A 12,031-nucleotide genomic window follows, 5' to 3' on the forward strand; every position below is an offset into this window, starting at 1 on the left:
TGAACCGTAGACTGCCCCCGCGCTTACCAGAACTTTACTTTTCCCAAAAGAAGGCGCACTGTTTAGAAGTTGCGTGTTTGGCAATTAGTGGGCAAAAACCGCGTTTTTTGCGCCGCGCGCCCTACTGCCACAGCGGATGTCCGCGCTGTGCCCACCCCGCCAGTCCTGCAGCAGCGTGGATATTCCGTTTCCTTCACCGGAGGATGGCGATGGCACATCGGCACTGGCACACAACAACCCGCTGGCTCCTGTTGCTGGGCGGCCTGCTCATCGCAGCATGCTCCCAAGGCCCGCAACCCGGCGCGGTGCTGGACGAGGCCAAGCTCGCCGGCCGCGACGGCAAGAGCTTCCCGCATGCAGCCGAGGACTACTTCCATGACATGGACGGCGCGCTGGCGCTGTCGCCGCAGGAAGTGGCCGGGCGCAATATGTGGATCGTCTGGACCGGCGGCAACGACCGCCTGTGGGACCACATGACGGACTTCACCTTCGGCGCCTTCGACCTGCTGAAATCCATCAGCTCGCACCCCAGCCAGGGCTATTCGCGGGCCAACCGCTGGGAATACCTGGGCCTGGTCAACGAGCCCTGCTTCGGCAATGCCAGCGGCCCCGACAAAGCCCGCCACGGCCTGTGGCTGGATGTGCGCGACAAAGGTTGCGCGCCCGACCCGTTCGAAGACGCCACCAAGTACCCGGGCGTGGCCATCGGCGCGCGCGGCAAGCCGCTGGGCGACGGCAGCACGCTGCCGGTGGGCTCGTACTACGGCGAAGCCACCGGCATCGTGGGGCTGCGCCTGTTTCCGAATCCGGCGTTTGACGAAAAAGCCGCCAAGGCCTGGGACGCGGAAAAGTACTACACCGACCCCAAGTACTACAACCGGCAGGACCTGGTGCGGCCCTACCGGGTCGGCATGTCCTGCGGCTTCTGCCATGTAGGCCCGAGCCCAGTGAACCCGCCCAGCGACCCGAATGCGCCTGCCTTCGCCAACCTCAGCTCGTCGGTGGGCGCGCAGTACATGTGGGTAGACCGGCTGTTCATCCACAACGCCAACAAACCCGAGGGCCAGAAGAACTACATGTACCAGTTGGCGCACAGCTTCCGGCCCGGCGCCATGGACACCTCGCTGATCTCCACCGACAACATCAACAACCCGCGCACCATGAACGCCGTGTACGACTTCATGGCCCGCATGGGTACGGCCAAGCAGCTGTGGCATGAAAAGCTCAGCGGCGGCGAGCTGGACAACAAGCAGTTCAACGACTACATCGCCAGCGGCCCGCTGAGCGAGTTCTTTGATAAGGCCAGTAGCACTGTGCGCACCCCGCATGTGCTGAAGGACGGCGCCGATTCGGTCGGTCTGCTGGGCGCGCTGAACCGGGTCTACCTGAACATCGGTCTGTTCAGCGAAGAATGGCTGCTGCATTTCAACGCCGTGGTCGGCGGCAAGACCGTCACCCCGATCCGCATCGCCGACGCGCAAAAGAACTCAGGCTACTGGCAGGCCACCGAGGCCGGCACGCCGAACACCGCGCTATTCTTCCTGAAGGCCGCCAAGCCCGACTACCTGCAGGATGCGCCCGGCGGCGCGGCCTTCCTGGCCACCGACAACAGCACGCTGGAGCGCGGCAAGGCGGTGTTTGCCGATACCTGCGCGCGCTGCCATTCCAGCAAAGCCCCCACCCCGCCGCCCGATCTGGGCCTGGAGCCGCAAAAATGCGCAGGTGCCGGCTACCTGGCCTGCTTCAAGCGCTACTGGGGCTGGACCCAGACCGAGGCCTACAAGACCCAGATGCGCCAGATCGTGCTGGCGCCCGACTTCCTGCAGGGCAACTACCTCTCGACCGAGGCGCGCATCCCGTCGACCCTGCTGCGCACCAATGTCTGCAGCCCGCTGGCTACCAATGCGCTGGGCGGCAACATCTGGGACAACTTCTCGTCCAGCTCGTACAAGCAGCTGCCCTCGGTCGGCACGGTTACGTTGAACGACCCGTTCACCGGCGCCCTGCTGCCCTACACCATGCCCGCTGGCGGCCGCGGCTATACCCGCGTGCCGTCGTTGATCGGTCTGTGGTCTACCGGGCCGTATCTGCTGAACAACACGGTCGGCCCGTTCGAATCCAGCCCCTCGGTCGCCAGCCGCATGAAGGTGTTCGACGCCTCCATCACGCAAATGCTCTGGCCCGAAAAACGCGAGCGCGATGCCGAGCTCGGCGACAAGCTGCCCGGCACCATAGACCGCACCACGCAGCGCAGCGAGGTGGTGGTGCCCGCTGGCTATGTGCCCGACGCGCTGCAGCCCCTGCAAGGCACGCTGCACCGCTGGCTGCCCTGGCTGGTGGGTGCGGGCGAGGACATCACGCTCGGCCCCATCCCCAAGGGCATGCCGGTGAACCTGATCGCCAACCTCAAGCTGCGCGCCGAGAGCGACGACGTGGGCGACAAGCTGGCCCATGTGCGCAATGTGGGCGAGCTGGTGCTCAAGCTCAAGGCCGACCTGGCCACCGCGCCCAAGGACGCCAGCGACCAGGAGCTGCGTGCCAAGTTCGCCAATCTGCGCGAACCCATGCTGCGCCTCAGCAAGTGTCCGGACTTCGTGGTCAACCGCGGCCACTACTTCGGCACGGCCGAGTTCAACCAGCAAGAAGGCCTGAGCGCCGACGAAAAAGCCTTTGGCACCGAACCGGTGCTGAGCGACGACGACAAGCGCGCGCTGATTGCCTTCCTGAAGACCTTCTAACCCATGGTGGATGCCGAAACATGCGAATGGGACTACATCATTGTGGGATCGGGCGCAGGCGGCGGCACCCTGGCGGCGCGGCTGGCGGAAGCCGGCATGCGCGTGTTTCTGCTCGAAGCCGGCGGCGATCCGCGCCTGGCCCAGGGGCCGCGCCTGCCCGAGGACTACGACGTGCCGGGCTTCCACGCCTTTGCCTGTGAGAACCCCGCCATGGCCTGGAACTTCCAAGTGCGCCACTATGCCGACGAAGCCCGCCAGGTGCGCGACCCCAAATACAGCACTGAGCGCCAGGGCGTGCTCTACCCGCGCGCCGCCGCACTAGGCGGTTGCACCGCGCACAACGCCATGATCTTCATGCGGCCGCACGACTCCGACTGGAACCAGATCGCCACACTGACCGGCGACCCCAGCTGGCGTGCACCGCAGATGCAGCGCTACGCCCAGCAGCTGGAAAACTGCCACCACCGCCCGATCTGGCGCGGCCTGCGCCGGCTCGGGCTGGACCCGACCGGCCACGGCTGGAACGGCTGGCTGCAGACCGAGCGCCCGGTGCCGCTGGAAGCCTTGGGCGACCCGCAGATGCGCGGCCTGGTGTCCCAGACCGCACACAACTTCACCCGCGAGCTGCCCACCCCGCTGCGCAGCGCCCTGCGCTGGCTGCGCGGCAAGGGCGACCCGAACGCCCGGCCCTGGGGCGGCGGCAGCTTCGAAGGCCTGTGCTACACACCGCTGTCCACCGCCGCCGGCGGCCGCACCGGCGCGCGCGAACGGGTATTGCAGGCCGCGGCCCGGCACCCCGACCGGCTGCACATCGAGCTGCACGCCCTGGCCACGCGCGTGTTGCTGGATGCGCAGGGCACGGCCTGCGGCGTCGAATTCCTGAAAGGCGAGCGCCTATACCGCGCCCATGCCGCCACCAGCAGCATCCCCGGCCGGCGCAAGCAGGTGCGAGCTAAACGCGAGGTCATCCTGTGCGGCGGAGCCTTCAACACGCCGCAGCTGCTGATGCTGTCCGGCATCGGCCCGGCCGACGCCCTGCGCAGCCACGGCATTCCGCTGCAGGTCGATCTGCCCGGCGTGGGCCGCAACCTGCAAGACCGCTACGAGGTGGCCGTCACCCACCGCATGCAGCGGCCCTGGCAGATGCTGGACAAGGCCCGCTTCGCGCGCGGCGACCCGCAGTGGCAGCGCTGGAACGCGCTGCGCGCTGGCATGTACGCGACCAACGGCGCGGCCCTGGGGCTGGTGCGCAAATCCGCCCCCACACAGCCCGAGCCCGACATCTTCTGCATGGCCCTGCCCGCGCGCTTTGAGGGCTATGCGCCCGGCTTCGCCGAGATGATCAGCCAGCACGCCGACAGCCTGACCTGGGCTGTGCTCAAAGCCCATACGCAGAACCGTGCGGGCAGCGTGACGCTGCGCTCGGCCGACCCTTGCGACATGCCACTGGTTAACTTCCGCTACTTTGAAGAAGGCAGCGATGCCGCTGGCGGCGACCTACAGTCGGTGGTGCAAGCCATCCGGTTTGTGCGCGGCCTCACCTCCCCATTGCAGGCCCGCGGCCTGATCGCCGAGGAATGCCTGCCCGGCAACGGCGTGCAGAGCGACGCGGCCCTGGCCGACTATGTGCGAGACACCGCCTGGGGCCACCATGCATCCTGCTCCTGCCCTATCGGCCCGGCGGCCGACGGCGGTGTGCTGAACAGCCGGTTTGCGGTACACGGCACGCGCGGCCTGCGGGTGGTGGACGCCTCGGTGTTCCCGCGGATTCCCGGTTTTTTCATCGCAGCAGCGGTCTACATGGTGGGCGAAAAAGCCGCCGATGTGCTGCTGCAAGACGCGGCCCAGGCATAGCATTTTTCACAGCGGGCAACCGCACAAGGAGAAGACCATGGCATACGACGTACCCCAACTACTGGCCATGACGCAAGTCCAGCTGGACGACCTGTTCCGCTCCAGCCCGGCCGGCGAGATTCCGAATGGCAGTGCCCACGGCACGGCCATCATCGCCCCGGGCACCAAGTACACAGAGAGCATCGCCCATATCATCAACCTGTTCGGCTGGCAGGGCAAAACCTTCGACGCGCAAAAAGGCGTGCTGAAGAACAAGGTGCTGGTGTTCGGCTTCGAAGCCGTGGTGGCCAAGGTCTACAAGGACAAGAGCTGGCTCGATGGCGAGGAATGCATCGTGCTCGACTATTCGGACACCTCACTACTCGCGCACTACATCCGCGACGAGATCCGCCTCATCGGCCCGGGCTTCTACCTGGGCAAGGTGTACTGGGGCAAAGAGCGCTTAATCGACTTCTGCCTGCAGTTTTAGCGCTGGACGCCCCGGATCTCCGCAGTGACCCCGCAGTCGCACTTCATGGTGATCGCCCCGCTGGCAACCGGCCGCGAGGACGCGCTGCGTGCCTTGCTGGCCGGCATGAACCGCAACGCCGGCATGGTCGACCCGCAGAATGCGCTGCTGCCGTTCGGCCGCTTTGCGCAGCTGCACTATGCGCGCCTGGTCATGCTGGACGATGCGCTGCAGGTCGACCTGGAAACCCTGGGCCTGCCACGCCCGCGCCTACCCGCTTACCTGGCTTTCATGGGCGACTGCGACGGCCCGGCACGCGACTGCCTGGCCGACCTGGCGCTGCATGCAGGCGACGGGCTGCGCCGCATCTTTGCCCACTGCGCAGGCTTTGCGGCGTCAGGCGACCTGCTGGACTGGATGCTGGCGCACGACCAGCCGGTGGCCGCCAGCTACATCCACTGGGTGGGCCGCAGCGTGCTGCAGATCCGCCAGGAAAGCGCCTTGCAGCGCGTGCTGGCCGCCTGCGTGCCGCGCGCGCCCCTGGCATCGGAGGCCGAGGCGCTGCGCATCTGGCGAGAGCTGCGCGCCTTTGTCGAAGCCGAGCGCAGTGCCGGCCGGCTGCTGCTGACGCCCGCCGAGCCCACGCCGCTGGGGTGGACAGCGGCCAAGCTGCTGAACCTGCTGGCCCTGCCCCTGGTCGGCCTGGCCGTGCTGCCGCTATTCATCATCCTGCTGCCGCTGCTGGTGCAGCAGCTGCGCAGCCGCGAGATCCACGACCCCGAGATCTGCCCGCGCCCCGACCCCGCAGCCCTGCAGGCGCTGCAAGACCTGGAGGACTTTGATGTGAGCAACCAATACACCGCCTTGGGCGCGGTCAAGCCCGGACTGTTCCGACGCGGGCTTGTCACCCTGCTGCTGGTGCTGATCAATTACGCCTGCCGCCATGTGTTCACCCGCGGCCACCTGGCAAGGGTGCAGACCATCCATTTCGCACGCTGGGCGTTTCTGGACGACAAAACCCGCGTGGTCTTCACCAGCAACTACGACGGCAGCCACCAAGGGTATATGGACGACTTCATCAACAAAGTAGCCTGGGGCCTGAACCTGGTGTTCAGCAACGGCATAGGCTGGCCGCGCACGCGCTGGCTGATACTGGGCGGCGCGCGCCACGAGCAGCCGTTCAAGTACTTCCAGCGACGCCACCAGATACCCACCCAGGTTTGGTACAAGGCCTACCCCGGCCTGACCCTGGCCGACATGCGGCGCAACCAGCGCATCCGCGAAGGCCTGGAGCGCAGCTACATGAACGAGGCCCAGGCCCTGGCCTGGCTGAGGCTGCTATGAGCGGCGCACCGGTCGACCTGGACGACATCCAGGGTCTGGTCCGCTTTGGCTACAAGCACCATACCGAGGCCTGCTTTCTGCTGCTGCGCGTGACCGACCCCGCAGCCGCCCGCGCCTGGCTGGCCCGCGCGCCCGTCGCCAGCGCCGCCACCACCGAGCCCCCACCGGCCACGGTGCTGCAGCTGGCGCTGGGCAGCGAAGGCCTGCGCGCCCTGGGCGTGGCCGAGGACACGATTGCCGGGTTCTCGCCCGAATTCCTCTCCGGCATGGGCAACGACCCGAGCCGCGCACGCCGACTCGGCGACACCGGCGCCAACGCACCCAGCGGTTGGCTCTGGGGCAGCGGCGCGCAGATACCGCATCTGCTGCTGATGCTGTACGCCCTGCCCGGCCAGCTGCAGGCCTGGCAGGCCACCATAGAAGCGCAATGCGCAGCCGGCTTTGAGATCATGACCCGCCTGCCCTGCGGCGAGCTCCGCGGCAACGAGCCGTTTGGCTTTGCCGACGGCATTTCGCAGCCCATGCTCGACTGGCGCCGCGACCGCGCGGTGCGCGACGCCGAGCAGCTGCGCTACACCAACCTCAGCTGCCTGGGCGAATTCCTGCTCGGCTACCCGAACGAATACGGCGGCTACACCGACCGCCCCCTGCTCGACCCGCAGCGCGACCCGCAAGCCCTGCTGCCACGCGCCGAAGACGCGCCGCACCGCGCCGACCTGGGCCGCAACGGCAGCTACCTGGTGATGCGCCAGCTGCAACAAGACGTGGATGGCTTCTGGCAGGCGCTCGACCAGCTGGCCGAGGGCGACCCGGCGCTGCGCGAAAAGCTGGCTACCGCCATGGTCGGCCGCACCCGCAGCGGCCACCCGCTGCTGCCCACCGCAAAAAGCTCGCCGCCGGACCTGAACGCCTTTACCTACAACGAAGACCCCCGCGGCACCCTGTGCCCGCTGGGCGCCCATATACGGCGCGCCAACCCACGCACCGCCGACCTGCCGCCCGGCGACCCGGGCATGGTGTCGTGGCTGATGCGCACCCTGGGTTTTGACGCCCAGTCGCTGGAGCAAGACCGCGTGGCCTCCACCCGCTTCCACCGCCTGCTGCGCCGCGGCCGGGCTTACCACCACGCCCAGGGCCCGGAGGGGGCCGAAACCGGCCTGCACTTCATCTGCCTGGGCGCCAGCATCTCGCGCCAGTTTGAATTTGTACAGGGCGCCTGGCTGCATGCGCCGCACTTCGACGGCCTGCCCAACGAGAGCGACCCGCTGCTGGGCAGCCGCGCAGCCGCAGCCGACGGCACCGCCACCGACAGTTTCTCCATCCCCCAGCTGCAGGGGACCGACCAGCGCCTGCCGGGGTTGCCGCAGTTCGTCACCCTGCGCGGCGGGGCCTACTTTTTCCTGCCCGGCATCCGCGCGCTGCGCTACCTGGCAAGCCAAGGAGCTGCGCCATGAACTCGAACACCAGCCGGCCCGTACCCCGCGCCAACACCGGGTCGGCGCTGCGCGACTGGGTATCCGACACCTCGCTGGCGCTGATACAGCTGCAGCGCCGCTTCGACCCGTTCCTGCGCCCGGCCTTCGAGGCCTTGCTGCTCGAGCCATTGACCCGGCTGACCACCGCGCTGATCAACGCCCAGCGGCCGAACGAAGGCCTGCGGATTGCCGAAGAGCGGCTGCTGCCCGGCGAGGAAGAATGCGTGGATTCGATCATCCGCAGCTTCAACCTGCAGATGCGCGCGCTGTGGAAGCCCGGCGGCTTCGAGCGGGGTGGCAACACCAAGACCCAGGGCATCGTGCGCGCCGAGTTCATCGTCCACGACAACCTGCCCCCAGCGCTGCGCCGCGGCATCTATGCACAGCCACGCAGCTACCCGGCCTGGGTACGCTTTTCCGGCCCCGGCCCGTATGTCACGCCGGACATTGACGACGTGGGCTTCATGAGCATCAGCGTCAAGCTGATGGACGTGCCCGGCCCCAAGCTGATGGACGAAGAAAAATTTACGCAAGACATGTTCGGCGTATCGCCGCCCACCTTTGTCACGCCGGACGTGATCGCCAACGCCCAGCTGCAGCTGGAGAGCCTGAAGAACGCGCAGATCTTCTACTTCTTCAACCTGCACCGCCCGCATGTGCTGGACGCCATCATGCAAGGCCTGTGGACCAAGACCCAGAGCAGCCCGCTGGAGGCGCCCTACTTCAGCTGCGTACCCTACTTGCTGGGCGAGGGCCAGGCCATGCAGTATTCGTTCTGGCCCAAGAGCAAAAAGCGCACGCCGATTCCGCGCCTGCCGCTGCGCCCGCCCGACGACTACCTGCGCCAAGCCATGGTCCAGTCTTTGGCGGACGGCGATGTAGAGCTGGACGTGCGCCTGCAGCTGCAGACCGACGCGCACCTGATGCCCATAGAGAACGCCAGCGTGCTCTGGCCCGAACGCCTGTCGCCCCGCATCTCGGCCGCCACCCTGCGCATTCCGCGCCAGCAGTTCGACTCGCCCGCGCAGATGGAATTCGCCAAGCGCCTGTCCTACAACCCCTGGCACAGCATTACCGAGCACCGGCCGCTGGGCAACCAGAGCCGGGCCCGCAAACGCATGTACTACGAGCTGTCGCAGCTGCGGCACCAGATGAACGCCGTGCCGCACTTCGAGCCCACGGGGGACGAGTTGTTCTGACCCGTTTTTATGTGAAAAACAAGCCGCTGGTGCAATCAGCACCTGCGGCAGCCGCTACTCTTTAGATAGCAAACGGCAGCGCAGGCCTAGGCATCTTCCACGCCCAGGGCCGCCAGTCCCAAAGGCAACAGCAGGATGAAGCTGGCGCAGGCTGCGGCCATGCTGCCGAACAATATGCCGGACGCAATCACCAGGCCGCTGACCGCCAGGCTGCCGGCGACCCGCTCCAGCGGAGTCGGCCGCAACAGCCCCAGCGACACATAAAAGCAGCCCAGCACCAGGCCCGCACCCAGCATCCAGCCCAGAGACCACAGCAAGCCGATCAGCAGCGACATCAGCAGCGCCGTGGCAATTGCGATGGCGGGCGGCGTATATGCCTGCTCCATCAACAAGGTTGTGCGCGACAGCAAGATGGAGCGGGCAAATAAGGGCATGGAATTTTCTCCAGAACGGAGCCTGGATGATCGGTTGGGTGCCAGCGCCGGGCCGTCAGCCGCCTGGGCCTCTTGCTGTAGGACGCCATCCTGCCTGGCGTCAAGCCCGGCATTTGTGGTCCGGGCCAGCCGCCCTGCACGGCCTTGTCCTACAGCCAGACCACGGGCGATCGCATTGAATGAAGCTGTACCCTCGGAAAGTCGCCCCCATGACCTTGTATTTTTTGAAAGAGCTGTATCGCAAAACAGGCGACACCTATGTCACCGACCCGGTAGAAATTACCTGGGTACAGCAGTTGAAGCAGCGTGGCTTGGTCGACGCCGAGATCGGCCCACCGGTGCTCACCCAGTACCCGACCAAGCCCGCGCGCTATGCCATCGTGCGCGGCCTGACCGACGCCGGGCAATCAGCGCTGGGCATACCGGCGTTCCAGCGCCTCTCGTTCTGGCGCCAGATATTCGGCCTGAAACCCACGCCGCTGCCAGGAAATCAACCTAACGGCACGGCGGTAACGGGAAAAAACGCCAACCGCTAGCCGCCTGCACACGGAGCAGCTGTTCATGCTGGGCATGGCTGGCTGTGCAACGCTGGATGCCCGGCCGGAGCCGCCGCTAGCCAGCCTGTCGGCCGAAGTGGTCGGGGCTTTTACAATCGCGCCCCGCTTACTGCCCACTCCGCTCCCCAAAATGAATATCACGGTCAACGAAGAATTGCTTGCCTACATCGATCCACTGACCCCGGACGAACACGCTGCGCTGGAGCGCAGCATCCTGGCCGAGGGCTGCCGCGACGCCCTGGTGTTGTGGGGCGATGTGCTGGTAGACGGCCACAACCGCTACGGCATCTGCCAAAAGCACAGCCTGCCCTTCAACACCGTGCAGAACGCCAGCTTCAAGTCGATGGACGACGTGCACCTCTGGATGATCGACCAGCACCTGGGCCGCCGCAGCGTGTCCGACTTCCAGCGCGGCGTGCTGGCCCTGCGCAAGAAAGACATCCTGGCCGGCCGCGACCAGCCGGCCAAAGTCGAAGCCCCCGCCGACACCAGCGGCCCCGCGCCCTGGGAGGAATCCGCTGCCCCCCCCCCGGCCCCCGCCGCCGAACCGGCGCTGACCCGCGAAGCCCTGGCCAAAGCCGCGCGCATCAGCAGCGCCACCATCAGCCAGATCGAGAAGATCCAGAAGACCGCCACGCCCGAGCTGGTGGCCGCGGTGAAGTCCGGCACCATCTCCATCAGCACCGCCGCCACCGTGGCCACGCTGCCCGCCGAGGAACAGCTGGCCGCGGCCGCCGGCGGCAAGAAAGAGCTGCAGCAAGCCGCCCGCCAGGTGCGCAACGCCAAGGCCGTGGAGCGCACCGAACCCGAGTCGCCCGAAGGCATCATCGCCCGGCTGAAGCAGACCGTGGCCGAGCTGACCGCCGAGAACGCGGCACTGCGCGCCCAGCTGGCCGAGCAGATGGCTTGATGCGAATTTAAGTAAAAACAGGCTCTGGAGCAGGCAGCACCTGCGGCATCAGCTATCAACTAGATAGCAACTAGTCCGAACGCCCGGTTTGTCGAAACTGCTGCAGTTGGGCCGATGCCTGCTGCAGCTCCGCCTGCAGCCAGGCCCTGAATGTCTGCAGCGGCGGCCAGTCGCGGTGCTCTGGGGGGTGGACCAGCCAATAGGCGTCATACGCCTCGGTGCCCAGCGCCAGCGGCGATAGCTGCACCAGGCGGCCGGCGCGCAGGGCGTCGGCGGCCACCAGCTCGCGGCCCAGGGCGATGCCCAGGCCCTGCTCCGTGGCCTGCAGCATCAGGCCCATGTCGTTGAACACCGCAATCGGCTGGATGCGCACCCGGTGCCCGGCCAGCGCAAACCAGGCCTCCCAGCATTCGCTGGTTCCCAGCAACGACTCCTGCAACCAACTGACCGGGTCGTTGCCCGCCAGGCGCTGGGCAATCGCCGGGCAGGCCAGCACCACCTGCTGCGAGTCGATCAGGCACTCGCCCTCCAGCCCACGCCACGGGCCCTTGCCCTGGCGCACCGCCGCGTGGAAACCCTCGCGGCCCAGGTCCACCGCCGTTTGCGAGGTGTGCAACTCTACCGATATGCCGGGCTGCAGCGCCCGCCATGCGGCCATGCGTGGCATCAGCCAGTGCTGGGCAAACGACGGCGACACGGTGATCCGCAGGTGCTGCTGCGCACCCCGCACCGCCAGCGCGCCGGCCCGCGCGCCTTCGTCGATCTGCGCCAGCGCCGGCTCCACCGCCCGCAGCAGCGCCGCGCCGGCCGCGTTCAGCACCACCCGCCGGCCGGGCCGGTCAAACACGGCATAGCCGAGCTGCTGTTCCAGCAGGCGGATCTGCTGGCTGATGGCGCTGTGCGTCAGGTGCAGCTGCTCGCCGGCCGCGCGCAGGTTGCCCAGCGCGGCTACGGCCACAAAGGTGGGCAAGGTTTGCAAGGGGATACGGGCCATGCTGGTAAGTATAAGCAACCAACCTTGGCAGAAATGAGCGCTTTTATCGGCTGTGGTGGACACCTATGCTTACCAAAA

10 protein-coding genes are annotated in these 12,031 nt (G+C 67.1%); 8 read left to right on the top strand and 2 right to left on the bottom strand.

The features are described from left to right. The first annotated feature begins 209 nt into the window (after positions 1-209). From BLT66_RS04115 to BLT66_RS04140, 6 genes are read left to right on the top strand one after another with little or no spacing between them, the layout of a single operon-like run. A complete protein-coding gene (locus BLT66_RS04115) occupies positions 210-2,738 on the top strand; it encodes a hypothetical protein (protein ID WP_092757004.1) in 2,529 nt (842 codons plus the stop codon). A gap of 3 nt (positions 2,739-2,741) precedes the next feature. Beyond that, a complete protein-coding gene (locus BLT66_RS04120; RefSeq protein ID WP_092755976.1) occupies positions 2,742-4,592 on the top strand; it encodes a GMC family oxidoreductase in 1,851 nt (616 codons plus the stop codon). Positions 4,593-4,629: 37 nt separating this feature from the next. Further along, positions 4,630-5,061, top strand: a complete 432-nt coding sequence (locus tag BLT66_RS04125) for a hypothetical protein (protein WP_092755978.1) — start codon at positions 4,630-4,632, stop codon at positions 5,059-5,061. Between the two features lie 24 nt (positions 5,062-5,085). Then, positions 5,086-6,384, top strand: a complete 1,299-nt coding sequence (locus BLT66_RS04130; protein ID WP_092755980.1) for a hypothetical protein — start codon at positions 5,086-5,088, stop codon at positions 6,382-6,384. Further along, positions 6,381-7,838 (top strand): Dyp-type peroxidase, encoded by a 1,458-nt coding sequence (locus BLT66_RS04135; protein ID WP_092755982.1) that lies wholly within the window; start codon positions 6,381-6,383, stop codon positions 7,836-7,838. The genes BLT66_RS04130 and BLT66_RS04135 overlap by 4 nt, the downstream gene beginning before the upstream one ends. Then, positions 7,835-9,058: a catalase family protein gene (locus BLT66_RS04140; RefSeq protein ID WP_218922551.1), complete on the top strand. Its 1,224-nt coding sequence runs from the start codon at positions 7,835-7,837 to the stop codon at positions 9,056-9,058. The genes BLT66_RS04135 and BLT66_RS04140 overlap by 4 nt, the downstream gene beginning before the upstream one ends. An 86-nt stretch (positions 9,059-9,144) precedes the next feature. Here the strand turns inward: BLT66_RS04140 and BLT66_RS04145 are convergent, their stop codons facing one another. Continuing rightward, positions 9,145-9,492, bottom strand: coding sequence for a hypothetical protein (locus BLT66_RS04145; protein WP_092755984.1), 348 nt, complete (start codon positions 9,490-9,492; stop codon positions 9,145-9,147). Positions 9,493-9,701: 209 nt separating this feature from the next. On the opposite strand from BLT66_RS04145, the gene BLT66_RS04150 reads away from it, so the two are divergent. Beyond that, positions 9,702-10,028, top strand: a complete 327-nt coding sequence (locus BLT66_RS04150; protein ID WP_092755986.1) for a hypothetical protein — start codon at positions 9,702-9,704, stop codon at positions 10,026-10,028. Positions 10,029-10,179: 151 nt separating this feature from the next. Beyond that, complete coding sequence (locus tag BLT66_RS04155; protein ID WP_092757006.1) at positions 10,180-10,959, top strand: ParB N-terminal domain-containing protein; 780 nt, start codon at positions 10,180-10,182, stop codon at positions 10,957-10,959. Between the two features lie 70 nt (positions 10,960-11,029). Here BLT66_RS04155 and BLT66_RS04160 read toward each other — a convergent pair whose 3' ends face one another. Further along, positions 11,030-11,965, bottom strand: a complete 936-nt coding sequence (locus BLT66_RS04160; RefSeq protein WP_369821581.1) for a LysR substrate-binding domain-containing protein — start codon at positions 11,963-11,965, stop codon at positions 11,030-11,032. Positions 11,966-12,031: the final 66 nt, after the last annotated feature.

The organism is Rhodoferax sp. OV413, assembly GCF_900104385.1.
GTDB lineage: Bacteria > Pseudomonadota > Gammaproteobacteria > Burkholderiales > Burkholderiaceae_C > Rhodoferax_B.

Coding starts and splice junctions, on each gene's coding strand:
- BLT66_RS04115 (WP_092757004.1), top strand. CDS start 210: ATGGCACATCGGCACTGGCACACAACAACCCGCTGGCTCCTGTTGCTG.
- BLT66_RS04120 (WP_092755976.1), top strand. CDS start 2,742: ATGGTGGATGCCGAAACATGCGAATGGGACTACATCATTGTGGGATCG.
- BLT66_RS04125 (WP_092755978.1), top strand. CDS start 4,630: ATGGCATACGACGTACCCCAACTACTGGCCATGACGCAAGTCCAGCTG.
- BLT66_RS04135 (WP_092755982.1), top strand. CDS start 6,381: ATGAGCGGCGCACCGGTCGACCTGGACGACATCCAGGGTCTGGTCCGC.
- BLT66_RS04140 (WP_218922551.1), top strand. CDS start 7,835: ATGAACTCGAACACCAGCCGGCCCGTACCCCGCGCCAACACCGGGTCG.
- BLT66_RS04145 (WP_092755984.1), bottom strand. CDS start 9,492: ATGCCCTTATTTGCCCGCTCCATCTTGCTGTCGCGCACAACCTTGTTG.
- BLT66_RS04150 (WP_092755986.1), top strand. CDS start 9,702: ATGACCTTGTATTTTTTGAAAGAGCTGTATCGCAAAACAGGCGACACC.
- BLT66_RS04155 (WP_092757006.1), top strand. CDS start 10,180: ATGAATATCACGGTCAACGAAGAATTGCTTGCCTACATCGATCCACTG.